26 protein-coding genes are annotated in these 23,608 nt (G+C 39.4%); 6 read left to right on the forward strand and 20 right to left on the reverse strand.

What is annotated here, in order from left to right; all coding sequences use genetic code 11:
• Positions 1–141: 141 nt before the first annotated feature.
• From ABVM50_RS15430 to ABVM50_RS15490, 13 genes are all read right to left on the reverse strand, one after another.
• Positions 142–864, reverse strand: a complete 723-nt coding sequence (locus ABVM50_RS15430) for a response regulator transcription factor (protein ID WP_026914972.1) — start codon at positions 862–864, stop codon at positions 142–144.
• A 3-nt stretch (positions 865–867) separates the two neighbouring features.
• A complete protein-coding gene (locus tag ABVM50_RS15435; RefSeq protein WP_405199384.1) occupies positions 868–2,445 on the reverse strand; it encodes a sensor histidine kinase in 1,578 nt (525 codons plus the stop codon).
• Between the two features lie 67 nt (positions 2,446–2,512).
• On the reverse strand, positions 2,513–3,103 hold the full coding sequence (coaE, locus tag ABVM50_RS15440; RefSeq protein WP_405199385.1) for a dephospho-CoA kinase: 591 nt from the start codon (positions 3,101–3,103) through the stop codon (positions 2,513–2,515).
• Entirely contained in the window at positions 3,100–4,050 is a 951-nt protein-coding gene (locus tag ABVM50_RS15445; RefSeq protein ID WP_405199386.1) for a YbbR-like domain-containing protein, read from the reverse strand. The genes coaE and ABVM50_RS15445 overlap by 4 nt, the downstream gene beginning before the upstream one ends.
• Positions 4,034–5,053, reverse strand: a complete 1,020-nt coding sequence (locus tag ABVM50_RS15450; RefSeq protein ID WP_405199387.1) for a glycosyltransferase — start codon at positions 5,051–5,053, stop codon at positions 4,034–4,036. Before ABVM50_RS15450 ends, ABVM50_RS15445 begins: the two co-directional genes overlap by 17 nt.
• A 75-nt stretch (positions 5,054–5,128) precedes the next feature.
• Positions 5,129–5,950 carry an enoyl-ACP reductase gene (locus ABVM50_RS15455; protein WP_405199388.1) on the reverse strand — a complete coding sequence of 274 codons (822 nt, stop codon included), beginning with the start codon at positions 5,948–5,950 and terminating at the stop codon, positions 5,129–5,131.
• 87 nt (positions 5,951–6,037) lie between these two features.
• Complete coding sequence (gene recN, locus ABVM50_RS15460) at positions 6,038–7,690, reverse strand: DNA repair protein RecN (protein WP_405199389.1); 1,653 nt, start codon at positions 7,688–7,690, stop codon at positions 6,038–6,040.
• A gap of 58 nt (positions 7,691–7,748) precedes the next feature.
• Positions 7,749–8,639, reverse strand: coding sequence for a DUF4835 family protein (locus ABVM50_RS15465; protein ID WP_405199390.1), 891 nt, complete (start codon positions 8,637–8,639; stop codon positions 7,749–7,751).
• Complete coding sequence (gene coaBC, locus ABVM50_RS15470; RefSeq protein WP_405199391.1) at positions 8,632–9,840, reverse strand: bifunctional phosphopantothenoylcysteine decarboxylase/phosphopantothenate--cysteine ligase CoaBC; 1,209 nt, start codon at positions 9,838–9,840, stop codon at positions 8,632–8,634. The genes ABVM50_RS15465 and coaBC overlap by 8 nt, the downstream gene beginning before the upstream one ends.
• Before the next feature lie 15 nt (positions 9,841–9,855).
• A complete protein-coding gene (locus tag ABVM50_RS15475; RefSeq protein WP_405200723.1) occupies positions 9,856–10,182 on the reverse strand; it encodes a DNA-directed RNA polymerase subunit omega in 327 nt (108 codons plus the stop codon).
• Positions 10,183–10,192: 10 nt separating this feature from the next.
• Positions 10,193–11,002 (reverse strand): outer membrane protein assembly factor BamD, encoded by an 810-nt coding sequence (locus tag ABVM50_RS15480; protein ID WP_405199392.1) that lies wholly within the window; start codon positions 11,000–11,002, stop codon positions 10,193–10,195.
• A 138-nt stretch (positions 11,003–11,140) separates the two neighbouring features.
• Complete coding sequence (gene dapA, locus ABVM50_RS15485; protein WP_405199393.1) at positions 11,141–12,016, reverse strand: 4-hydroxy-tetrahydrodipicolinate synthase; 876 nt, start codon at positions 12,014–12,016, stop codon at positions 11,141–11,143.
• Positions 12,016–12,522, reverse strand: coding sequence for a DUF6913 domain-containing protein (locus ABVM50_RS15490; RefSeq protein ID WP_405199394.1), 507 nt, complete (start codon positions 12,520–12,522; stop codon positions 12,016–12,018). The genes dapA and ABVM50_RS15490 overlap by 1 nt, the downstream gene beginning before the upstream one ends.
• Positions 12,523–12,879: 357 nt before the next feature.
• Here ABVM50_RS15490 and ABVM50_RS15495 point away from each other — a divergent pair, with 357 nt between their 5' ends.
• Positions 12,880–13,635: a 5'-nucleotidase C-terminal domain-containing protein gene (locus ABVM50_RS15495; protein ID WP_405199396.1), complete on the forward strand. Its 756-nt coding sequence runs from the start codon at positions 12,880–12,882 to the stop codon at positions 13,633–13,635.
• A gap of 1 nt (position 13,636) precedes the next feature.
• The gene (locus tag ABVM50_RS15500) at positions 13,637–14,542 is read left to right on the forward strand and encodes a metallophosphoesterase (RefSeq protein WP_405199397.1); all 906 of its coding nucleotides are present in this window, start codon (positions 13,637–13,639) and stop codon (positions 14,540–14,542) included.
• Here ABVM50_RS15500 and ABVM50_RS15505 read toward each other — a convergent pair whose 3' ends face one another.
• From ABVM50_RS15505 to ABVM50_RS15530, 6 genes are read right to left on the reverse strand one after another with little or no spacing between them, the layout of a single operon-like run.
• Positions 14,543–15,214: a M15 family metallopeptidase gene (locus ABVM50_RS15505; protein WP_405199398.1), complete on the reverse strand. Its 672-nt coding sequence runs from the start codon at positions 15,212–15,214 to the stop codon at positions 14,543–14,545.
• A 6-nt stretch (positions 15,215–15,220) separates the two neighbouring features.
• Positions 15,221–17,218 (reverse strand): NAD-dependent DNA ligase LigA, encoded by a 1,998-nt coding sequence (ligA, locus tag ABVM50_RS15510; RefSeq protein WP_405199399.1) that lies wholly within the window; start codon positions 17,216–17,218, stop codon positions 15,221–15,223.
• A 12-nt stretch (positions 17,219–17,230) separates the two neighbouring features.
• Positions 17,231–17,899 (reverse strand): VOC family protein, encoded by a 669-nt coding sequence (locus tag ABVM50_RS15515; RefSeq protein ID WP_405199400.1) that lies wholly within the window; start codon positions 17,897–17,899, stop codon positions 17,231–17,233.
• Position 17,900: 1 nt separating this feature from the next.
• Positions 17,901–18,503, reverse strand: a complete 603-nt coding sequence (locus tag ABVM50_RS15520; RefSeq protein ID WP_405199401.1) for a TIGR00730 family Rossman fold protein — start codon at positions 18,501–18,503, stop codon at positions 17,901–17,903.
• Positions 18,487–19,350, reverse strand: coding sequence for a peptide chain release factor N(5)-glutamine methyltransferase (gene prmC, locus ABVM50_RS15525; protein ID WP_405199402.1), 864 nt, complete (start codon positions 19,348–19,350; stop codon positions 18,487–18,489). Before prmC ends, ABVM50_RS15520 begins: the two co-directional genes overlap by 17 nt.
• A 13-nt stretch (positions 19,351–19,363) precedes the next feature.
• Positions 19,364–19,849 (reverse strand): GNAT family N-acetyltransferase, encoded by a 486-nt coding sequence (locus tag ABVM50_RS15530; RefSeq protein ID WP_405199403.1) that lies wholly within the window; start codon positions 19,847–19,849, stop codon positions 19,364–19,366.
• A 28-nt stretch (positions 19,850–19,877) separates the two neighbouring features.
• Between ABVM50_RS15530 and ribD the strand changes: the two genes are divergently transcribed.
• The 4 genes from ribD to ABVM50_RS15550 are packed head-to-tail and all read left to right on the forward strand — an operon-like array spanning position 19,878 to position 23,011.
• Positions 19,878–20,927 (forward strand): bifunctional diaminohydroxyphosphoribosylaminopyrimidine deaminase/5-amino-6-(5-phosphoribosylamino)uracil reductase RibD, encoded by a 1,050-nt coding sequence (ribD, locus tag ABVM50_RS15535; RefSeq protein ID WP_405199404.1) that lies wholly within the window; start codon positions 19,878–19,880, stop codon positions 20,925–20,927.
• On the forward strand, positions 20,920–21,528 hold the full coding sequence (locus ABVM50_RS15540) for an HAD family hydrolase (RefSeq protein ID WP_405199405.1): 609 nt from the start codon (positions 20,920–20,922) through the stop codon (positions 21,526–21,528). The genes ribD and ABVM50_RS15540 overlap by 8 nt, the downstream gene beginning before the upstream one ends.
• Positions 21,525–22,397, forward strand: coding sequence for an EamA/RhaT family transporter (locus ABVM50_RS15545; RefSeq protein WP_405199406.1), 873 nt, complete (start codon positions 21,525–21,527; stop codon positions 22,395–22,397). The genes ABVM50_RS15540 and ABVM50_RS15545 overlap by 4 nt, the downstream gene beginning before the upstream one ends.
• Positions 22,394–23,011, forward strand: coding sequence for an IMPACT family protein (locus ABVM50_RS15550; protein WP_405199407.1), 618 nt, complete (start codon positions 22,394–22,396; stop codon positions 23,009–23,011). Before ABVM50_RS15545 ends, ABVM50_RS15550 begins: the two co-directional genes overlap by 4 nt.
• Here ABVM50_RS15550 and ABVM50_RS15555 read toward each other — a convergent pair.
• Positions 23,005–23,403, reverse strand: coding sequence for an acyl-CoA thioesterase (locus ABVM50_RS15555; RefSeq protein ID WP_405199408.1), 399 nt, complete (start codon positions 23,401–23,403; stop codon positions 23,005–23,007). The genes ABVM50_RS15550 and ABVM50_RS15555 overlap by 7 nt on opposite strands.
• Between the last annotated feature and the right edge of the window lie 205 nt (positions 23,404–23,608).

Genomic DNA, 23,608 nt, shown 5'->3' on the forward strand with positions numbered 1-23,608 from the left:
TTCATGTTAAGAATGCGGCGGTAAGTAAAATTCTGTAGTTAGAGAAACTTTTCGATAGCTTGAAAAAGCCTATCACGAGAAATGATACCGCATCATAACGAGTGTTATGATGCAGCACCTCCCGGAAACTGAATATTTGTATTATGCTTCGGTCTCTTCCTTGTTTTTTATAACAAGTCTAAAACCTTCACCGTGGATATTCAGAATTTCCACATTTTCATCTTTCTTAAGATACTTTCTTAATTTGGCGATATAAACATCCATACTTCTAGAAGTAAAGTAGTTATCGTCTCTCCATATCTTAGTCAAGGCTAGCTCTCTAGGCATCAGATCATTCTCATGCAGAGCAAGTAGTCTTAATAATTCGTTTTCTTTTGGAGAAAGCTTCTGAGGCTCTTCATCTCTAAAAGTTAAGAATCTAAGTTTTGAATTCAGGTGGAAACCACCAATTTCGAATTCAAATTGTTTAGAATCTGCAACGCTATCTGTAGCTTTACGCTGCATGATCGCCTTGATCTTCATTAAAAGTACTTCAGAATCAAAAGGTTTGTTTAGATAATCATCTGCTCCAACCTTGTAACCTTTTAATACATCTTCTTTCATGGCTTTAGCCGTTAAAAAGATGATCGGCACTTCTTCGTTCTTCTCACGAATCTCTTTAGCAAGAGTAAAACCGTCTTTATAAGGCATCATCACATCCAGGATACAAAGATCGAAATCATCTTTTTTGAATTTTTCGAATCCTTCCATACCATTTTTGGCGTGAGTCACCTCGTAATCATTCATCGCAAGGTAATCTTTAAGGACAGTTCCAAAATTTGGATCATCCTCTACTAATAGAATTTTTTTGTTTTCAGTTTCCATATTTTAAGATATTAGTGGTAATTTAATGATGAAGGTACTACCCTTCCCTTTCTCGCTGGTTACGGTGATCTGTCCATGATGATCGTCCACGATCTGTCTGGCATAAGCCAATCCTAATCCGTGACCTTTTACATTATGGATATCACCGGTATGTTCGCGATAAAATTTTTCAAATATTTTCTTTTGAACCAGTTTGGTCATCCCAACTCCCTGGTCTCTAATTTCACAATAGATATAATTCTTAACGTTCGTTGTATAAATATCGATCTTTGGCGCTTCTTCTGAATATTTGATCGCGTTATCAAGGATATTCACAACAACATTCGTAAAATGATCCTGGTTTGCAAGAACCGAAGAGCGTAAAGCTCCAAAATGAGTTTGCACGTAACCGCCACGGTCTTCTATAATTAATTCTACATGCGTGATGGCATCGAGAATAATATCGTGCAACTGGTGTCTTTCCTTTTTAAGATCCAGTTCATTTTTCTCCAGTTTCGAGATCCTTAGAACGTTTTCAACCTGGGCGTGCATTCTCTTATTCTCATCCCTGATCATCTGTAAATATCTGTTCACTTTAGAACGATCTTCGATCACTTTCGGATTTTTGATCGCGTCCAGAGCAAGATTTATCGTCGCAATAGGAGTCTTAAACTCATGCGTCATATTATTGATAAAATCTGTTTTGATCTGCGAAATCTGTCTTTGTTTAATTAGTTGAGATAATGCGCTTGAATAGGCGATAACAATGATCAATGTAAAAATGATCGACAAACAAGCCATTAATATAACCGAAGAAAGAACTGCTTCTTTTCTATTAGTTAGATTTACCAATAATTGATACCCGCTTCTTCCTGCAGAATCTACAAATAGTGGTACAGCATAAGTTGCCGGATGATCCAGACTGAAATTCTCTGAATGTACCGTAGTAGCTATGGAGTTATTAAATATCCCAAATTCAAAAGCGGTCTTTAAATTTCTCTCTGCAAGCTGCTCTTCCAGTAATTCCCTGATCTTATCTTCTGAAACCCTGTTATGAATAGGAATTCTAACTACCAGTTCTGAAATCGCAGATCTAAGGATATCTTTCTCTACTTCTTCCATCCTGGAAAGTCTCTCAATATGCTCAATTCTCTGCCTTGCACTTAAATTCCCACCTTCAAGATTGTTCTCCTGAACAATATCTGTCACCTTTTTATTGATCATTTTGGTGAACTTGATACTATCTTCAGCAAACTGCAAAAAACCTGAAGAAACCTTATAATCTTCTTCTAAAATGGTTTCAGAATTAAAATAAGTTTCGTTTCTGTTTTCGTCCTTGTTTGTATAGAAATATTCAGTAAGCGTTCGGTCACTTAGCGTGCTATTGATACTATCCGGATTCTTAAATTGAAAATAATAACGCTCGAATTCGGAATTCTGAATTTCTTCGGAAACCTTTATTAGTGCCTGTTTGGCGTTATAGGAGAATTGTTCTTCCCTGTCATCGATCGTACTCTTTATCCAATAACCCTGAACGAATATGATGCCTATTAAAGACAAGCTCATCAGCGCTACGAGAAGGACAAAAAGCTTCTTATTCATGCGGTCAAAAGTAATATTTTAACATTTAGAGCTTAAGCTGTTTAACCAAATGTTAACAGAACTTCCTTCAATTTTCGCGTGCTTTTAAGATTTGGATATGGATATCGCTAACCTGTAGTTTAGTTTGTTGTAAATCCTTGTTTTCTATAAGAAAATCGGCCAGTTCAGCTTTCTTTTCATCAGGCCACTGGTGACCCATTCTGGCTTCGATTTCCTCTACCGTACTATCATCTCTTTTCTGGAGTCTTCCAATTTTTAACTTATGTGGAGCAGTTACCAGTATGCTGAGATCGCATTTCTTATAACCCCCGGCTTCAAAAAGAATTGCTGCCTCGTAAATGATATATTCTGAAGTTTGCTTCGAGACCCAATCCTGAAAGTCGCTAGCAACTGCCGGATGTATGATAGCATTCAGTTTTTCCAGCAGTTCCTTATCGTTAAACACTTTATTTGCGATATACTTTCTATCAGGTACTTCATCTTTGTATGCAGCTGCACCTAACAAACCGCTAACTTTTTCACTAATCTCTGAACTTTCTGCAAGCAATCTTTTCCCGGCATCGTCTGCAATATAGACCGGGATACCCAGATCTTTAAAAAAACCCGCCACAGTGGTTTTCCCACTTCCAATACCTCCAGTAAGTCCTACTATTTTCATCGTTTGATCACAAATTGAATTCTACGTTCATTTAACCGAATGTTGTTCACGAATTTCGGCTTGCTTTTGATCTGTGCGATCATATAATCATCACCTTCCTTCACACTCTTATAATCACAGACTACGGAAAAGTCGGAAGCTCCAACTTTTTCAAATTCTTCAAGGTTTACCTGGTAATACACTACAACCGACTTCGGGAAATAAGCCAGGTTGAGATTATCTGGAACGTTAATGACCTCTACTGGGATTTCAGCTTTTCCTTCAGTGAATTTTTCAACTTCCTGTGTATACCGTATGCTATTTTCGTAGAAACTTAATTCACCATAGCCCGCAGTATCCAGTTTGACACTCCCGTCAAGATCTGAATTTACATTTTCCAGTTTTTTCTTTAAAGTAGGTATCGAGCTCAATTTCGCGATCACTTCCTCAGGCCCACTAACTTTTACTGAATCGGGAACCAGTTGAAGAGGCTCGTCTGCCGAATAACCTACGGCGTAACTCACCTCAACATTCGAGATGATCTTTAGCATTTTTTCTTTCTTAAACTGAAACGGAATCACAATCTCATTCTGGATGATCCTTGAATCTTCCAGGGTCACCTTCAGTTGCTGTTCAATCACTGTGATATGATTTTCAATAGAATAGATCAGGTTCTTATCATTTTCAGTAGCTTCGGAAAGATCTATATCAAGCTTTGGATTGAATATTTTATAATAATAGATACTGAAGCCATTATCCTGAAGCTGAAGATCCACATGATCCGGACGTTCTTCAGAAATACTTTTATCCAGGGGAACATTGAGATAGTTTACCGGAACTTCGATCACCTGAGTATAGGTTTTGGAAAACTGTACCAGTACCCACACGATCGCAGAAAAGATCAGGAAAAAACCGAATGTTTTTATGCTTGATTTCTTGAACCTTCTTCTTCTATTCCTGGTTGCCATGCTTTTTGAAAAATAATTGTGGAAATGCCACTTCCGGTTGTTTCTTCTGAATATTTATATGATAATTGGACACTATAAAACCATAGCCATATCCTGAAAACTGGATGATCACCGCTTTTACAGCCAACAATCCAATATATAGAGTTTTATTTCGTATCGCTGCATCCACAGCAATAATTAGGAAATAAATAAGATAACAGCTTATAAAAAAACTAAATCCTGCAAATAAAAGAATTATGGAAAGTATGAGTCCGGTCATGAATAAAGAAGGAAACCAATAAGTGATCTTCGCAGATCCAGGATGCCATTTGTTCAAAACTGGCCGTACCATCCCGAACTTCTTAACCTGTATAAAGAACTTTTTCCAGTCTATACGTCGTTTATGAAAAACCCGAGCCTTCGGAATCAAACAACTTTTAATCCCCAATTTCTTTAATCTCAAACTCAAATCTGGATCTTCCCCGGGATGTATCCTGCCAAACCCTTTACTAAGTTCAAATGCTTTTTTACTTAAGCCCATATTAAAGCTACGGGGCTGGAATTCATCAACTGCCTTCCTTCCTCCACGTATTCCACCAGTCGTAAACAAAGATGTCATACTGTAATCTATCGCCTTCTGGGTGTTCGAAAAGGATTCATGGGCTGCATCTGGTCCTCCAAAACAATCGTAAAAACTGGAAGATAAAAATTGATGAACCTCTTCGAGGTAATCTTCAGGCATCAGCACGTCTGAATCCAGAATCAAGAAATATGGAGCCTGGGCTTTTTTCATCCCATAGTTCCTGCTATCGCCCGGGCCAGAATTTTTCTTAAAGTAATAACTAATAAATAATCGACCCTGAAACTCAGCAACAACAGCTTCCGAAGAATCTGTAGAGCCATCTTCGACGATCACCACTTCAAATGGAACCGGTGCACGCATCTTTAGCATGCTCTGCAATAACTCCCTGATCTCGTCAGGTCTGTTATAAACAGGGATCACAAATGAATATTCTGGCTGCATCTTGATTATTTAAAATAGAACTGCCGGAAGCCGAACGTAATGTTCAGGTTCCGGCAGTTTATGTATGTACTTTAATTATTCTGAATCTTCAACGAAATTTTCCATGACCTCCTGACTAACTCCCGTATTCGAGAATCCACCATCATGAAATAGATTTTGAAGAGTGACTTTTTTAGTAAGGTCTGAGAATAAAGTCAGGGTGTAATCTGCACACTCCAAAGCGGTAGCATTTCCAAGCGGAGACATTTTTTCTGCAAATGCAATAAAACCATCGAAGCCTTTAACTCCAGTTCCTGCTGTAGTCGGCGTTGGAGATTGTGAAATGGTATTCACTCTCACTTTTTTATCCTTTCCGAAGAAATAACCGAAACTACGCGCAATAGACTCCAGATATGCCTTGTTATCTGCCATATCATTATAGTCTGGGAATACACGTTGAGCCGCCATATAACTTAAAGCTACGATACTTCCCCATTCGTTCATTGCATCTTTCTTATACAATACCTGCATGGTTTTATGGAAAGAAACTGCTGAAACATCCCAACCTTTGGTTGTGAAGTCGTAGTTCATATCTGTATAATGTTTTCCTTTTCGAACATTTACAGACATCCCGATGGAATGAAGCACGAAATCGATCTTCCCTCCAAGGATCTCCATAGACTTCTCTACAAGGTTTTCAAGATCTTCTACTTTGGTAGCATCTGCAGGAATGATCTCAGAACCGGTTTTTTCAGCCAGCTGATTAATACTTCCCATTCTCATCGCGATTGGAGCATTCGTTAGTACAAAAGTTCCACCTTCTTCGTGAACTCTCTCCGCTGTTTTCCAGGCAATTGAATTTTCGTCCAATGCACCAAATATGATTCCTCTTTTACCTTTTAGCAGGTTATATGACATGTGATTTATTTTTTGTGGTTGTTAAGCCTGTAAATATAGCAAAGTTGAAATAAATCCGCCGCCTTTTGGGCTTCAGATGATAGGGTATTAATTCAACAGGGCTTTTGCATGCGCACGTGCAGAATCACTTCCGCTAGTACCTCCAAGCATCATCGCCAGTTCATCGATTCTTTGATCCTGTTCCAGTTTTACGATCTTGGTTTGAGTTGCAACTTCGCTGTCTTCTTTAAAAATTTTAAAATGTGAACTTCCCTTACCGGCTATTTGTGGTAAATGAGTGATCGCAATCACCTGCATATTAGCGCCCATTCTGGCTAGAATCTCACCCATTTTATGCGCAATATCACCAGAAACACCAGTATCAATTTCATCAAATATGATCGTTGGTAGTTTACTTTGAGCTGCAAGTATGCTTTTTACCGCCAGCATGATTCTTGAAAGTTCTCCACCCGATGCTGCTTTCTTGATCTCTTTAAAACTTCCACCTTTATTCGCAGCCAGGAACCATTCGAGCTTATCGCTCCCATTACTCAGGAACTCTGTGGTAGTACTAAGTTCAATATTGAGCCTCGCATTAGGCATTCCAAGGTCTTTGAGTATGATTTCCGTTTGCTCTATAAATGCCGGGATAATTTTTAAACGATTCTTACGTAGTGTTTCTGCAGTGGCAGATATAATGATGAATTGCTTTTTGATCGCTTTCTCCGCTTCTTCCAAGGCGGCTTCCGCATTTTCTGTTACCGAAACTTTCTCCTGAAGATCTTCCGCTATTTGCAGTAGTTCTTCTACACTTTCAGCATTATGCTTTTTTTGTAAATTATAGATCACCTGCAATTGCTGATTCACCTTTTCCAGCTCCTCAGGATTTGCTTCCACAGCTTCCAGGGCATCTGTCATTTCAGCTTCAAGGTCGTCTAGTTCTATGATTGCACTTTGTAGTCTTTCATGAAAATCATCATAGATTCCGGAGAATTTGGCGATTCTGGAAATATGGGATCGAGCCGACTTCAACGTCTCCAGGCTCCCTATTTCTTCTTGCTGAATTGAGCTTAAAGCAGCACTAAGATTTTCGGTAAGTTCTTCTACATTGTTTAAAGACTCATATCTTTCTTCAAGATCCTCCAGCATTCCTGATTTTAACCCTGCTTCTTGCAGTTCATTCAGAAGAAAAAGATTGTAATCGTATTCCTTTGATGCCTGCGCCTGTTCTTCTTTTAACTCTTCAAATCTCTTCTGAAATTTTCGATACTCCTTTAATTCTGCTTTGTACTGAAGTATACTTCCTTCATTCTTCGCGATCGTATCAATAACATTGAATTGATAATCTGCATTTCCCAGACTTAGGGTCTCATGCTGACTATGAATATCGATGAGAGAAGTTCCCAACTTCTGCAAAGAAGTGATCTTTACCGGCGTATCATTAATAAATGCACGGGATTTTCCAGAAGGTAAAATTTCACGCCGAATGATACTGGTCTGCTCATAATCCAGATCCTCCTTTTCAAAGAATTGCTGTAACGCATAATCTTTGATACTAAAATGACCTTCGATAACGCACTTCTTCTCAGTATTTCTAATACTACTGAAGTCTGCGCGATCACCCAGCAACAACCCAAGTGCACCAAGCATGATAGATTTCCCGGCACCGGTTTCCCCGGTAATGATCGTAAAACCAGATTGAAGATCCATCGTAATATCTTCAATTAGCGCGTAATTCTTTATGGAAAGAGATGTAAGCAATTCGGTTAAAATTTGTGCTAAATATACGAGAGAAAATACTCGTAATCAACCAAAATTCCTACTGAATATTTCTCCAGCTACGGGCATATCTGGCTGCGATATTATTCAGTGTTTGGACAAGTTCATTCTTAGCAGGATAAGCAGGCCCTCCGGTATAAACAGAAGCAATCTCATCTGCTTTGGAATCAAAGAAAGCTCGAAGTAACAGTGAGTTATTTCTACGATTGTTCATCACTTCCAGCTTATTTAAAGATTCAGCAATTGCAGTTTTCCCGGCCATTACATCAGCATGCATGACATCAAGACCTAACCTATGATAATCGTAAAGTGCTTCACGGTATTCAGCATAGGTGTTCGCCAGTAGATCTGCATTCAATCTAAAACGCGAACGTTGACCGTCTGATCCTCTCCAACCCTGCGAGTTTCCCTGCTGGGCAGTTGTAACGATCCTGTTGGCTTCCTCGAAGAAAGCTGTTCCACCTTCCCGAGCAAAGGTATCTGCATCAAGTCCAAGAATAGTGTATACGTAAAAGGAAATTACAGATACGAGATTATTAGTGTAGGTATTCTGACTATAATTCAACGGCTGATACTCCCGGTAACTAAAACTGAATTGTTCGTCGTTAAAATTAAAAACCGGGGTGATCATACTGGTTCCATAAACCGGTCTGGAAGATTGGATCTGTATAGTTCCATTAAAGCTTTCTCCTTCAAAACTATTGATCGTAATGAACATACTACAATTAATACGTTCATGATCCTGCAAGCGCCTGTCTGTCCAGGTGGTCTGGTTGATAAACTCATTCAGTGATCTTTCCAGCGTCTTAAATACAGAAAGATTTGCCTGCCCTGTTTGTTCTGCGTTAACCACTACCTCGCAACTTAATTGCTGTGCAATTCCTGAATAGGAAAATATAGTGAACAGTACTAGAAAGGCAATTCTACGCATGAAACATTTTGATTACTTCTGAAATGATATCCTGGGCAACTTCGGTTTTACTTTTAAGGTCAAATTCCAGTTTTCTATCTGGATAAATGATCCTGATCTTATTGGTATCTCCTTTAAAACCTGCACCAGTATCCTGAAGGGAATTTAAGACAATAAAATCTAGATTTTTCTTTTGCAGCTTTTTTCTTGCATTCTCTTCCTCATTATTGGTCTCTAAAGCGAAACCTACCAACTTCTGATCTTTCTTAATAGCTCCCAGGGAAGCAAGAATATCTTCAGTTTTGGTTAATTCCAAGTTTAATGATGGATCGTTCTTTTTGATCTTTTGATTTGCAACCGTCTTAGGTCTGTAATCGGCTACAGCTGCCGCAGCAATAAAAACATCGGTGCTTTCAAACTCAGCATGAGCAGCTTCATACATATCCCGGGTACTTACCACTCTTTTAAGTTCAATATTAGCATGCGAGATATCAAGATGTGTAGGACCTGAAATTAAGACAACTTCAGCGCCAGCTTCTGCCGCCTGTAACGCAATTGCGAAGCCCATCTTTCCGCTGGAATGATTTCCAATAAACCGTACCGGGTCTATGGCTTCATAAGTTGGCCCTGCAGTGATCACAATTTTCCTGTTCCGAAGTGGAAGATCTTTAGACAGATGATTTTCAATAAAGCTAATGATTTCTTCAGGCTCTGCCATTCTCCCTTTTCCTGAAAGTCCGCTCGCTAGCTCACCGGTTCCCGAAGGAATCATGATATTTCCATAACCCTGGAGCGTTTCGAAACTTTTAGTAGTAGATGGATGTTTATACATGTCGAGATCCATTGCCGGAGCAAAGAAAACTTCACATTTCGCTGAAAGATAAGTAGCAAGCAATATGTTATCGCTATTCCCCGAAGCCATTTTAGAGAGAGTGCTCGCTGTGGCTGGGGCTAAAAGCATGAAATCGGCCCAAAGGCCGAGTTCCACGTGATTGTTCCATTGTTCATTTTCATCCTCTTCGCTCGTAAATGAAGAATAAACTTCATTCTTGGAAAGAGTTGAAAGTGTAAGCGGAGTGATAAATTCTTTTGCAGCCTGGGTCATAACAACCCTCACCTCTGCACCAGACTTCACAAATAGCCGTACCAGTGAAGCAGTTTTGTAGGCAGCAATACCTCCGGTAATGCCGAGTAAAACTTTTTTGCCTTGAAGTACAGACATATCAGTTAACCGATTCTATTCTTCGGTTTCCAAAGTGTTTCTCCAGTAGATCTTGTCATCAAGCCACTCCTGGATCGCAAGTGATTGCGGTTTTGGAAGTTTTTCGTAGAATTTTGAAACCTCGATCTGTTCTTTGTTTTCAAAAATCTCGTCAAGAGAATCGTTATAAGTAGCGAACTCATCAAGCTTTTCTAGAAGCTCTTTTTTGATCTCACCATTAATCTGTCCAGCTCTCTTCGCTACGATAGATATCGCCTCGTAAATGTTTCCGGTAGGTGCATCTACTTCATTTTTGTTGATAGTAGTTGTGTTAACCGGGGCATCAATTTTTTTAAAATCCATCATTCCTTTATTAAAAATTCTCTAACCTTTTATCAATTTCCATCATGGAAGTCTCAGAGTCCTGAGTAAACTCTCCTTCTGGATAGTATTTATTGTAGGAATTATAAAATTCCCTGGCATTTTCAAGTCTTTCCTGCATCAAAACTTCAAAACTATTGATCGCCAGCTGGTAAGCTGAATCGTATCGATAGTAATATGCAGCTTCTCTAAACGGGGATCCAGGATATTCTGCAATGAAGTTATTGAAAGAGGCGATTGCCGCCTTATAATATCTGGTCTTGTGATACTGCTTTGCGATCTCGTATGCTTTCTTCTCCAGCTTCACTCGCAACTCTGTCGCGCAATCATTTGCTGAATCTACAAATTCTCCTTCCGGATACTTATTTAGATAAACCTGAAGTTCTTCGATCGCTTTTCTGGTATCGGTTTGGTCCAGGTTAAAGCGCGGAGAACGATTGTAATAGCTAACCGCCGATTTATACTCGGCCTCTTCTACCTTCTGGCTATTTGGATACAATTGTACAAAACGTTCAAAATTGAAAGGCGCATTATAATAATCACCTAATTGGTAATACGTATCTCCAAGAATGTAAACAAGGCGTTCACCCTGAGGTTTTCCTCGATACTCAGGCTCGATCTGCTCTAATAATCGCAAAGCTTTACGTAGCTTTCCATTATCGTCTTCTTCTTTACCTTCGGTATATAATTCCTCTGCAGCCGTATATTTAGGCGCAGTTTCCTCATTTTTAAGCAATGACTGATATTCACTACAAGATATAGTGACCATCAATAGGCCTAGAGCGAGAATTCCTTTTTTCATGATACGTAAAAACATCTGGCAAAAATACATTTTTTGTTAGTATAAAAAAAACTTTCCTAGTCTACTCAAATAACCCTGTTTACGGGCAATTATTGTATCAGGAAAGTCTTTTAAAATTTATTTTTACTTCAGTTTAGACTAGAAACTTTCAACGAAGGCTGAAATTCTAGCATAAAGAACATCGGTCGCTTCTACTAAAGGTAGTCGCAAATTATTTTTAACCAGAGATCTTTTATGTAGCATAGCTTTGATTCCAGCTGGATTGCCTTCAGCAAAGATCATGTCAATGGAAGGTGCTATGCGGTAATGTAATTTGTAAGCTTCTCTAAATTCTCCTTTTAATCCCAGACGTACCATTTCTGAAAATTCTTTAGGCAAGCCCTGACCAATTACCGAGATCACACCTTTCCCGCCAGCCAGTGTCATTGGTAAGGTGATCATATCATCTCCTGAAATAACCAGGAAATCTTCAGGAACAAGTGAGATCAACTTCATAGCCTGCACTATATCTCCAGCGGCTTCCTTTACACCGATTACGTTCTTAAAATCCCTGGCGATCCTGTTGATGGTTTCCGGCAGGATGTTACTCGCAGTTCTACCCGGTACATTATATAAAATGACCGGAAGCGGCGAAGCTTCAGCTACTGCCTTGAAATGACGGTATATACCTTCCTGCGTTGGTTTATTGTAAAACGGAGAAACTGAAAGTATGGCATCAAAACCTTCCAGATCTTCTGATATCAGTTCTTCCACCAGCCCAGCCGTATCATTACCTCCCATTCCAAGCACTAATGGTAATTTCCCCTGGTTTGCCTCTTTGATCACAGTTTTTACAAGCTCCTTCTCTTTCTTACTAAGGGTAGCACTTTCTGCAGTGGTCCCTAAAACCACCAGGTATTCGATCCCGTTTTCTATCTGATCCTTCACTAATGCTGAAAGAGCGTTCGTATCTACACTAAGATCATCATTAAAAGGAGTAACCAGTGCTACTCCGGTACCAATAAAAGCTTCCATTACTTTTTATTTTTTAATATTTTATAATATCTGATCAATTCTGCTTCAAGAAGAGAAGGATCATTTTCAAAAATTTCTACATCCAGGATCGAAAAAGGATCTGGAGATTTACCAATCAAAAATGCTGCACCAGACCTTAAGGCCACATAATTTGAAAGCACAGTTTCTTCTCCGCTTACAACGATTGCTGATCCAAATTCATTTTCCAGCAGCACTGAGAGATCCTTGTTTTTAATTTCGCCATCATGACCTAAGTCTTTAAAACCAACTTGCAACAGATCTTTGTCATCAATATCACGAACATTTCCGCAGATCACAACATTAAAAGCATTTTCGTGCAGGCCTAGACCTTTCCAGAGATTCTGAAGACTTCCATAATTTTCGAAATTATCTTCAGATATAACCAGAAATACCCGGTTTGAAGTATTCGTAGCAAATTGCCTCTTATTCTTTAGTTTCTCAATAGCCTTTTTTAGCTGAACCGATTTAATTTTATTCGTGATCATTCAATGATTTCGGAGGGCAAATGTAAATAATTTCTATAAGCAAACTATGTCTTGAGGTGGCTTCCGAAGAGAAGATTCTGCAGATTAAACAGCTTTCTATAATTTGTAAAATTTTAGACGCATCTTGGCAAGCTAGAGAAGCAATTATCCATCTCACAATAAAAAGAAAGCTAAGTTTTATGATAAGTAAGCTTACACGCACGATTAGAAAGAAGTCATAACTGTAAGAATTAAGGTCTTGGAAATTCACTATCACTTACTACGAACCAAATCTTTAGAAATTTTTCGCTTATCAATAAGCTGAACACATGCCTGACGAGCTATTCTTATTATATTTGAAAAGTAATGCGAAATGGAATGAAACACCTTACCAAGATCATATTTGCTTCAGTACTATTGCTGAGCTCCTGTAAAACTGAATTTAAACATTTAGAGCAGGTAGATGGAAAAAGAATTGCTGTGGACAATAGTATTGAAGAAAATTCAGAGATTGCTGAATTTATCGCTCCATACAAGGAACACCTTAACGAAACTCTTGATTCACCTCTTAGCTACAATCCTACATTTCTTTCCAAAAGTGATGGAGACCTGAATACGGCTATTGGCAACCTGATGGCAGATGCACTGATGGAACAGGTGAACCCTGTATTCGAAAAAAATACCGGAAACAGTATAGATATGGTTTTACTGAATCATGGTGGAATACGTGCAGAAATTCCTGTTGGAAATGTTAGCACCCGGACTGCGTACCAGATAATGCCCTTTGAAAATAAAGTGGTCATTGCTGAGCTGAAAGGTGAAAAAATGCTGGAGATGATGGATTATCTTAGTAAAGCGAAAACTGCACATCCGGTAAGCGGAATCAGGATTATCGCTGATGGCAGTTATATGATCAAAAATGTGACGATCAACGAACAGCAGATTTCAAAAGACAGCACTTATTTTGTTGCGACATCAGATTATCTAGTCGGTGGTGGTGACAACATGAAATTCTTCGCCGATCCTGTAAGTATTCATTCCAGTGAGTACAAGATTCGCAATGTGATGATAGACTACTTTAGTAAAACGGATACCATTAGAAGTGTGATCGATGATCGCTATATAAGACAGTAACATGAAGAGAAGAGATTTTATTCAAAATACGGCAGCCGCGACAGCTTTAGTGAGTCTGGGCGGACTTTCAGCTTTATCATTTAAACCTGAAAGACAACAGATCACGATCCTTCATACGAATGATGTACATAGCCATATTGAGGCATTTGGTCCAGATGCAGGTAGAAATGCGAATCTTGGAGGCGTTGCCAGAAGAGCTACTCTGGTGGAGAAAGTACGTAGAGAAAACCCTAATACCCTGTTGCTGGATGCCGGAGATATTTTCCAGGGTACGCCCTACTTCAATTTTTACGGAGGTGAACTGGAATTCAAATTAATGAGCATGCTAAAGTATGATGCTGCAACTCTTGGAAACCATGATTTTGATAATGGTATCGATGGATTATATGCCCAGCTACCACATGCAGAGTTTCCCTTTGTAATATCAAACTACGACTTCAGCAATACCATCATGGATGGAAAAACTGATAAGTTTCGCACTTTCACTAAAGATGGTATAAAGATCGGCGTTTTTGGCGTTGGTATCGAATTGCAGGGATTGGTAAGCAACAAACTTTACAAGGAAACTGAATATTTAGATCCAATCGAGATCGCTACTGATATGAGTCGGATTCTCAAAGAGGAAGAAAATTGTGACCTGGTTATTTGTTTATCACATCTTGGATATAAATATTCATCTCAAAAGATCGGGGATATTAAACTGGCGAGAGCTACAGAAAACATTGACCTAATCATCGGAGGCCATACCCATACTTTTCTTGATAAACCAACTGTGGAAACCAATAAGGCAGGAAAACCAGTCCTAGTGAACCAGGTTGGCTGTTATGGCGTGTATCTGGGCAGAGTTGATTTCTTCTTTCAAAATGGAAAAAAATCTTCCGCAGACGGTGTAAAGCTTGCGGTATAATTATTTTATTGGAAAGTCGAAATATTGATAAGGAAAGGGTTCGGCATTTAGAGTATAATGCCACCATTCTTCAGAATAACTTCGGAAACCATTTTTAAGCATCACTGTTCTTAAAAGCTCCCTGTTTTCTTTTTGTTCTGAAGTGACCGAAGTTGAACGATGATGAGATATTTCTCCGAAAAAATCGTAGGCACCACCCATATCCAATTCCTTACAGGTGTTCGCGTTTACCAAAGTAAGATCTACAGTGCCACCCCTGGAATGTCCCGATTTTGAAGCGATATACCCAAGTTCAAACAGCCTGCTTTTTTCAACATCAGGATAAAATTCGTTTTTCGCCAATGTATCCCCAGGTTTTCGAGCCCATGCTACAAACTCATTAACGGCAGTCTGAGGTCGGTAAGCATCGAATACCTTTAGCATCAAATCTTTCTGCATAAGGTCTTGCTGTACATTTTTCAGAGCTTCCGCAGTTTTTTTAGTCAGAATGATCTGCTCCGACTCATATCCGGGAACTGGTCTGCCTGTAAAATTATGCTCCCCTGCATAGCGAACTTCCTCGATCACAAATGGTAGCACGTCTTTCAGGTACACAAAATCTTCAGGGATGGCTTGTGCCTTCGAAATGAAACCAGTTTGAATAAAAATCAGAAGAAAGAAAAACTTTTTCACAGCATTCTATTTATTCAGCATAGCCAGAAATTCATCTTCGCTTAACATTTGAGTCCCCAGCTTTTCTGCCTTGGCAAGCTTACTCGGCCCCATGTTTTCACCAGCCACCAAATAGTTCGTTTTGGACGATATCGAGCTGGAAACTTTTCCGCCGTTATCTTCAATGAGTTTTTTTAGATCATTTCTGGAAACCTTGTTGAAAACTCCGGAAATCACGAACGTGTTCCCTTCCAGAATACTGGTTTGATTCGCCAGTTTCTCTGCGGAAATTTCCATTTGTATTCCATATTCCCGTAAACGCTCCACATTCTTCCTGTTTTCAGCATTACTGAAGAAATCACCAACGCTCCAGGCAATACGTTCTCCAATTTCATCAATATTCTCCAGCTCTTCTTTGCTGGCAGCCATCAATGCTTCAACCGACTTAAAATGTTTGGCCAGTTTCTTAGCTACCGTTTCTCCTACGTATCTAATCCCTAGCCCAAATAAGACTCTTTCAAATGGAATCTCTCTGGAATTTTCTATACCGGTAATTAAATTCTCTGCCGACTTTTCCGCCATTCTTTCCAGGGGAAGAATATCCTCTTTAGTGAGCGTATAAAGATCTGCATAATTATGAATGAGCCCTGCGGTAACTAGCAAAGCAACGGTTTCTCCTCCGAGACCTTCTATATCCATCGCCTTTCGGGATATATAATGCTGAATTCTACCTATGATTTGCGGAGGACATCCATTGGTATTTGGACAATAATGCTGCGCTTCCCCTTCATTCCGTACAAGTTCTGTATCACACTCAGGACAGCGAGATGCATATTCAGTAGGATTGGAATCCGGGTCGCGTTGCGTAAAATCTACACCTACGATCTTCGGAATAATTTCTCCGCCTTTTTCTACGTAAACGGTATCTCCTTCCCGGATGTCAAGCTTTTCAATTTGATCTGCATTATGCAAGGAAGCACGACGTACTACCGTACCGGCGAGTTGCACAGGCTGCAGGTTTGCCACTGGTGTGATCGCGCCGGTTCTTCCAACCTGGTAAGTGATTTTATCCAGAGTGGTAGATTCCTGTTCTGCCTTGAATTTGTAAGCAATTGCCCAACGCGGAGATTTAGCCGTATGACCCAGCTCATCCTGTTGATGGAGATCATTTACTTTAATTACTACTCCATCTGTTTCATGAGGAAGATCGTGACGGTGCTTATCCCAGTAATTTATATATTCAAAAACTTCCTCTATAGATGTTTTCAATTCCGATTCTGCCGGAGCTTTAAAACCCCATTTCCTGGCCATTTCCAGACCTTCGTATTGTGATTTGATATTCAGATTATTTCCAACGATACTATAAAGCAAACATTCCAGTGGGCGACGAGCCACCTCGGCACTATCCTGTAGTTTTAAACTTCCGGAAGCTGTATTTCTTGGATTTGCGTAGGGTTCTTCCCCGGCTTCCACTCTCTCTGCATTCATTTTCGCAAAACCTTCATAAGGCAAAACGATCTCTCCCCGAATATCGAAACGTTCCGGGAAATCACCCTTCAGTTTTAATGGAACCGAGCGAATCGTTCGAACATTACTGGTTACCTCATCACCCTGAAATCCATCACCACGTGTTACCGCACGGGATAATTTACCGTTTTCATAAGTAAGGCTTATGGAGGCACCATCATATTTTAACTCGCAGACATAAGATATATCGCCATCCACACTTTTACGAATACGTTTCTCCCAATCTTCCAGTTCTTCTTTTGAATAGGAATTTGAAAGCGAATACATACGTTGATCATGCACGATGGTTTCAAAGTTTTTGGTAACCGTACCACCCACACGTTGAGTTGGTGAATTTTCATCGAACAAATCTGGATTTTGATCTTCCAGCTGCTGCAATTCCTTCAGCTTCATGTCAAAATCATAATCACTTATTTGAGGCTTGTCCAGCACATAATAATTGTAATTATGCTGTTGTAATTCTTCCCTTAAAGTCTTTATCTTTTTTTCCGCGTCCATATTCTCTTTTTCTTATTCGGAAATTGTTACTGTATCATTCTCGAACTTCAGCTGAAATTTCTCGTTTTCATGCTCGAAGTCCAGTTTAAAATCTGAAGGATCTGCGTCATCATTGGTAGGAAACCACTCCTTATTATGCTTGTTTACGACAATAAATAAACCTGAATCTTCTCCAATTGCGCAAAAATGCTCGTAATCTCCATCGTATTTATGCAGATTACTTTTGACATTCAATTGCTCAAAGACTTCTTTAATGTTAGATGTTGCCAGACCTATCTCTGCAATTCCAACGATATTTTCAGCAGTGAAAACGCCAAGCTTAGGTTTGCTAAAATTTCTGCGAGAAATAAACTCCACGATATTTCGATCTTTATCATAAAAGTAAACCGACTTAGCATTCCAGTTACTAAAGTCGATGATCTGCTCATCATTATACTTTAGAACCGGTACTACAGTTTTTAACCAGTTAAGCGCCTCCTGTTCCTGCTCATCGGGTATATGAAAAGCAAAATGCGTTGGCACACTATTTTCTTTGAATTCGAATCTTAGAATTGAAAATCCGCATTGTACTTCAAAACTATCTTCTTCATAGTTGATGATCTTCATTTCTAGATCATCCTTGTAAAATGAGTATTGACGTGCAACATCTGAAGTGTACAGACAAAGTTTATGGATCTTCATATCAGGTTTGGTTTTTATTCATCCATTTTGGAACCGGTCTGGCTTTATAATTATGCATCAGCTTCAGTAATTCTTCCATATTATCAGCTACAAGTAAGATCTCCACATTTTCCTCTTTCAACAGACCCTTGGCGGTCATTTTTTTCAGCATGCTAAGAAGGTCGTCATAGAATCCATTGATATTCAACAAACCAATAGGCTTACGATGCAAACCAAGCTGAGCCCAGGTAACGATCTCGAATAACTCCTCCAGGGTACCAAAACCTCCGGGCAAGGTGATAAAAGCATCGCTGAGTTCGTTCATGGTCAATTTACGCTCGTGCATATCTTTTGTAGTAATCAACCTGTTCAACCCTGTATGCACTACTTCTTTGGTCTTTAAAAATTCCGGAATAACACCGGTTGCAAATCCTCCATTTTCCATGACTCCTTCGGCAACCTGACCCATTAATCCCAATTTACTACCACCATAGATAAGCCGAATATCCCTCTTTGCGAGCTCTTCGCCTACAACGCGGGCGGTTTTGTAAATTTCAGGATCTACTCCGTCACTGCTTGCGCAAAAGACCGCTACATTTTCAATAATATTATAATTCTCCTCCATTAATTCTAATTGCTTTTAGCATTCGGTCGTTCCCAAAAATATCCTTTTTTAATTCTGCTTCAAAACCAAATCCTTGCACTAGCCTTAAAGTCTCTTCACCCAGATACTGGTTGATCTCAAAATATAAACTCCCACCAACTTTCAGGTTTTTTGCAGCCAGTTCGCTTATTTTCCTGTAAAAAATGAGTGCATCTTTATCGTCCACATATAAAGCAAGTGCAGGTTCGTGTTCAAGCACATTGGAATGCATCTCCTTCTTCTCCAGATGACGTACATAGGGCGGGTTGGAAACGATGAGATCATATTCCTGTTCCAGATCTTCAGTTTCCAGAATATCCTTCAGTTGAAAATCAACTTGGACATTATTTATCTTAGCATTGAAAACAGCAATTTTTAAAGCATCTTCTGAAACGTCCCAGGAATGCACTTCCGCAGAATTTAAATTTTTAGCCAGGCTTACCGGGATACAACCACTACCCGATCCAATGTCCAGGATCCTGATGGATTTTTCTTCCGAAGAAAGGTCCTCAAGAATCCATGATACCAGCTCTTCAGTTTCCGGTCTGGGTATAAGCACGTTTTTGCTCACTTTGAAACTGAGTCCGTAGAATTCTGTCTCTTCCAGAATATGCTGAATAGGCTCATATTTCTTTAGCCTCAACAATGCCTTCTGAAATTGTTCCTTTTGCTCTTCTGAAAGCTCATAACTGGGTTCGAGCGCCAGGTCCAGTCTTGTTTTTCCCAGGTAATGCTGCGTCAATAAAAAATAGAAGGATTGCACTTCTGTTTCAGGGTAAAAATCTGAAAGATCGCCAAAAAATACATTTTTAAAATCTGATAATTGCATCAAGTTTCCGGTGTTACAGATCTCTAAGCATATAAACTGTACAGTTATAATGACCAGTATCACCTACAGGCTTTTCCACAGTTTCGAATCCGCTTTTATGGTAAAGTTTACGGGCATTTTCCATGTAGGGAAGTGTTTCTATGTAACATTTCTCAAAAGAATGCTGCCTGCCAAAATCCATACAGGTATTGATCATTTTCGTCCCAATTCCTCTACCTCGCGCTTCAGGCAGGAAATACATTTTCTGAAGTTCACAAATGGGCTCTTCTGTGCCTCTTAAAGCAGCAATGCCAGCTCCACCAATAACCTTATTGTTCTCTTCGACTATAAAATATGCCTTTCTTTCTCCATCATATTCCGCAGTCATATCGTCCAGGGCTTTATCCTCATACGCAGTTCCAACCTTAGGAACTCCCATTTCAACCAACACACTTTGGATTAAATGCTTAACCTGCTGATTATCTTCGGCTTTGATTTCCCGAATTTTCCATGTATCCATTCTGCCTAATTAATTCTATTTTTGTGATGTGAATATACACGAAAAATACATTAAACGCTGTATACAACTAGCCGAAAACGGGCTTGCAAGCACCTATCCCAATCCGATGGTAGGCAGCGTGATCGTTCATAAAAACAGGATCATTGGCGAAGGATGGCACCAGAAAGCGGGCGAAGCCCACGCCGAGGTAAATGCTATTAATTCGGTGCAGGATCAGGAGCTCTTAAAAGATTCCACTATTTATGTAAGTCTGGAACCATGTAGCCATTTTGGAAAAACTCCACCCTGCAGTGATCTTATAATCGATCGGGGAATCCCAAAGGTTGTAATAGGCACAATGGATCCATTTGCAAAAGTTGCCGGCCGCGGCATCAAGAAATTACTGGAAGCAGGAAAAGAAGTTCAGGTAGGGATTCTTGAAGAGGAATGTAATGCGCTCAACAAGCGTTTTTTTACTTTTCACAAAAAACAAAGACCTTACATTATTCTGAAATGGGCCCAGACCCGGGACCTGTTTCTCGCTCCTAAAACTAAAGACACCAATCGACCGGTATGGATTTCAAACAGGTATAGCAAACAGCTGGTGCATAAATGGCGTAGTGAAGAAAGCGGGATCCTGGTAGGTACGGGAACTGCAAAGGCAGATGATCCTCGCTTAGATGTTAGAAACTGGTCGGGAACTCCGCCTGTTCGACTGGTTATTGACAGGGAATTGAAACTTTCCAAAGATCTGGCACTTTTCGATCTATCAATTAGAACAATCGTTTTAAACGAAAAACTGACCGAGAAGAAGCACGAAAACCTTGTTTATCAAAAAATTGAATTTTCAGAAAATATCGCTGAGGAAATTTGCAGGATCTGTTATGAACAGGAAATCCAGTCGCTTATTGTGGAAGGTGGAGCCAATATTTTAAACCAATTTATAACTTCAAACCTTTGGAATGAAGCGCGGGTTTATACGGGTGGTAACTACTTTGGTGATGGTGTTAAAGCTCCGCCACTTAATACAAAACCAGCTTCTGCCCATCAAATTGAGGCAGATCTTTTAGAAATCTTCAGAAATAACAACAATGATTAAGACCATAATATTTGATTTCGGAGATGTGTTTATCAATCTCGATAAAGCTGCAACTCAGCAAAACCTAAAGAAGATACAGATAGAAGAATTACCGGAACATATACATAGCCGGAATCGCGATTACGAGCAAGGATTTGTAACTTCAGATGAAATATCAAACATCTACCGAACTGAATTTCCACAATTACAGCACAGAGATTTTCTAGATTCCTGGAATTCAATTTTGCTGGATTTCCCGGAATACCGACTTCAGTTTCTTCAGAAATTAGCAGAAAAAAAGAAATTTGAACTCATTTTACTGAGCAACACCAATAATAATCATATTGAAAATATAAAGTCAAGGATTCCATTTTACGACGAGTTTAAAAGTTACTTTGATGCATTTTACCTATCACACGAAATAGGTATGCGCAAGCCGAATCCTGAGATATTTGAGTTTGTGCTCGAGCAACATAATCTCAACGCAGAGGAATGCTTATTTATAGATGATACTGCTAAAAATACTGAAGCTGCGGCCGCGTTGGGAATGCATGTATGGAATCTTGAACCAACCCGCGAGGATGTGATCGATCTATTCACCACTAAAAAAGAATTATTTTGATCTACCTACTTTTAAGCGTTCTTTCTTCCACGATTATTTTCATCGTATTCAGGCTTTACAAAAAATACGAGGTAAATACCTTGCAGGCAATCGTGATCAATTATTTTATCGCCTGTGCTGTAGGTTTTTTTGGATTTATTGAAGGCTCAGATTTTACTGCGGTTCCTTCTGAAAAGTGGTTTCCCGGGGCCTTAATGCTGGGAGTGCTATTTATCACCGTTTTCAACCTTGCAGCGATCACCACCCAGAAAAGCGGACTTTCAGTTGTTGCAGTAGCCACAAAGATGTCGGTCGCTATTCCTGTTTTCTGCGGAATCTTTCTCTACAATGAAAGTACCGGAGTACTGAAGATTGCCGGAATATTACTTGCATTAGTGGCAGTGTACCTAACCTCAATAAAAACCAAAGATGGAATAAGCATAAAATGGCAAAATCTTATTTTTCCACTGCTCGTATTTCTGGGAAGCGGAATTATTGATACCAGTTTAAAATTCCTCGAAACCAGCTATGTTTCGAAAACCGATGTAGGCCTGTTTAGTTCGACCATCTTCGCAACGGCTGGACTGCTTGGGGTGCTGGTGATGATCTACCAGGCGGTTCGGGGCGAGTTAAAACTTCAGTTTAAAAATTTACTTGGCGGCATAGCTTTGGGAGTACCAAATTACTTCTCGATTTACTTTCTTGTTCTGGCATTGCGCAGTGAAGGATACGAGAGCTCAACTATATTTACGATCAATCACGTGAGTATAGTCGCGCTTTCAACGATCGTAGGAATCGTGCTTTTTAAAGAAAAGCTTATTCAGAAAAACTGGATAGGCCTTATTCTAGCTATGATTAGTATAATTCTAGTAGCGAATTCAGCCATATGAAAGATACGTATCAAACTATTACTGAAGCCTCCCCGGAAGTATTATTCAAGGATCGTAATTCTAAATTCTACGGATACGCATTTCCAATTAAAACTGAAGAAGAGGCGGCAAAACATCTGGAAGAATTACGTGCATCCCACCACAAAGCGAGACACTGGTGTTACGCCTGGCAAACAGGTAAGGCCGAAGAAGACCATCACTATCGTGCAAATGATGACGGAGAGCCTTCAAACTCGGCTGGAATGCCAATCTATGGACAAATACAAAGCTTTGATGTTACTAATATCCTCATAGTCGTAGTTAGATATTTTGGCGGAGTCAAGCTAGGAGTTGGCGGACTCATTAATGCCTATAAAACTGCGGCACAAATGGCTCTGGAATCTTCAAATATTCTGAAGCGAACGATCGACGAGGTTTTCGTAATAAAATTTGATTATCCTGAAATGAACAAAGTCATGCAGGTGATCAAAAAAAACAATTTGAACGTCATTGACCAAAAACTGGAACTGGATTGCAAACTATATATTGCGGTTCGAAAAAGTGATGTCGAAAGCATTTTTACTAAGTTCGACAATACCTATAAAGTTGAGATTTCAAGATTGGAAGATCAATAACCTAATGCCTCTAACATATATTTTGGACACCTAACCGGCTTCCTCGTTTTGGCATCCATAAACACGAGTACAGTGTAGCCGGTAGTTACCAGATTTCCCTGTTCATTGTAAAGAGAATAGTCAAAGATAATTTTAACATTTGGCTCTTCGCGTAGGCGCGTTTCTATCCTGATATTTTCATCAAAAGTAACCGGTTTGTGATATTTTAAATTTAATTCGAATACCGGCAACATTATCCCTTCCTCTTCCATACTTTTGTAAGAGATGCCAAGTGTATCTAGCCAGTTAAGTCTAGCAATTTCAAGGTATTGCGGATAAATACTATGATGTACCACTCCCATTTGATCGGTTTCGGCATATCGCACTTTAACAGAAGTTTCGTGTGATTTCATGTGATTTTTGTCGCCTTTCACAGAAAGGTTTTTTATATTCAGGCTCAGAATCAAGTATGCGATAATTTTTCTTAAAATTCAACCCTTATATGGTTTTTTTATTAGATAATTTGTTCACATATTTGCTCTGCTCAAGTTGGAGATCTGTATGCTTCAAAAGCCACTTTAGAACTTTCTAGTAACCAAAAATAACGTCTAACTAATA

Origin of the sequence: Christiangramia sp. LLG6405-1, assembly GCF_045055805.1 — a bacterium.
Classification (GTDB): domain Bacteria; phylum Bacteroidota; class Bacteroidia; order Flavobacteriales; family Flavobacteriaceae; genus Christiangramia.

What these genes read in the sequence shown, in the direction of transcription:
- ABVM50_RS15430 (WP_026914972.1), bottom strand. Translation starts at nt 864, where the DNA reads ATGGAAACTGAAAACAAAAAAATTCTATTAGTAGAGGATGATCCAAAT.
- ABVM50_RS15435 (WP_405199384.1), bottom strand. Translation starts at nt 2,445, where the DNA reads ATGAATAAGAAGCTTTTTGTCCTTCTCGTAGCGCTGATGAGCTTGTCT.
- coaE (WP_405199385.1), bottom strand. Translation starts at nt 3,103, where the DNA reads ATGAAAATAGTAGGACTTACTGGAGGTATTGGAAGTGGGAAAACCACT.
- ABVM50_RS15445 (WP_405199386.1), bottom strand. Translation starts at nt 4,050, where the DNA reads ATGGCAACCAGGAATAGAAGAAGAAGGTTCAAGAAATCAAGCATAAAA.
- ABVM50_RS15450 (WP_405199387.1), bottom strand. Translation starts at nt 5,053, where the DNA reads ATGCAGCCAGAATATTCATTTGTGATCCCTGTTTATAACAGACCTGAC.
- ABVM50_RS15455 (WP_405199388.1), bottom strand. Translation starts at nt 5,950, where the DNA reads ATGTCATATAACCTGCTAAAAGGTAAAAGAGGAATCATATTTGGTGCA.
- ABVM50_RS15465 (WP_405199390.1), bottom strand. Translation starts at nt 8,639, where the DNA reads ATGCGTAGAATTGCCTTTCTAGTACTGTTCACTATATTTTCCTATTCA.
- coaBC (WP_405199391.1), bottom strand. Translation starts at nt 9,840, where the DNA reads ATGTCTGTACTTCAAGGCAAAAAAGTTTTACTCGGCATTACCGGAGGT.
- ABVM50_RS15475 (WP_405200723.1), bottom strand. Translation starts at nt 10,182, where the DNA reads ATGGATTTTAAAAAAATTGATGCCCCGGTTAACACAACTACTATCAAC.
- ABVM50_RS15480 (WP_405199392.1), bottom strand. Translation starts at nt 11,002, where the DNA reads ATGAAAAAAGGAATTCTCGCTCTAGGCCTATTGATGGTCACTATATCT.
- dapA (WP_405199393.1), bottom strand. Translation starts at nt 12,016, where the DNA reads ATGGAAGCTTTTATTGGTACCGGAGTAGCACTGGTTACTCCTTTTAAT.
- ABVM50_RS15490 (WP_405199394.1), bottom strand. Translation starts at nt 12,522, where the DNA reads ATGATCACGAATAAAATTAAATCGGTTCAGCTAAAAAAGGCTATTGAG.
- ABVM50_RS15495 (WP_405199396.1), top strand. Translation starts at nt 12,880, where the DNA reads ATGAAACACCTTACCAAGATCATATTTGCTTCAGTACTATTGCTGAGC.
- ABVM50_RS15500 (WP_405199397.1), top strand. Translation starts at nt 13,637, where the DNA reads ATGAAGAGAAGAGATTTTATTCAAAATACGGCAGCCGCGACAGCTTTA.
- ligA (WP_405199399.1), bottom strand. Translation starts at nt 17,218, where the DNA reads ATGGACGCGGAAAAAAAGATAAAGACTTTAAGGGAAGAATTACAACAG.
- ABVM50_RS15515 (WP_405199400.1), bottom strand. Translation starts at nt 17,899, where the DNA reads ATGAAGATCCATAAACTTTGTCTGTACACTTCAGATGTTGCACGTCAA.
- ABVM50_RS15520 (WP_405199401.1), bottom strand. Translation starts at nt 18,503, where the DNA reads ATGGAGGAGAATTATAATATTATTGAAAATGTAGCGGTCTTTTGCGCA.
- prmC (WP_405199402.1), bottom strand. Translation starts at nt 19,350, where the DNA reads ATGCAATTATCAGATTTTAAAAATGTATTTTTTGGCGATCTTTCAGAT.
- ABVM50_RS15530 (WP_405199403.1), bottom strand. Translation starts at nt 19,849, where the DNA reads ATGGATACATGGAAAATTCGGGAAATCAAAGCCGAAGATAATCAGCAG.
- ABVM50_RS15540 (WP_405199405.1), top strand. Translation starts at nt 20,920, where the DNA reads ATGATTAAGACCATAATATTTGATTTCGGAGATGTGTTTATCAATCTC.
- ABVM50_RS15550 (WP_405199407.1), top strand. Translation starts at nt 22,394, where the DNA reads ATGAAAGATACGTATCAAACTATTACTGAAGCCTCCCCGGAAGTATTA.
- ABVM50_RS15555 (WP_405199408.1), bottom strand. Translation starts at nt 23,403, where the DNA reads ATGAAATCACACGAAACTTCTGTTAAAGTGCGATATGCCGAAACCGAT.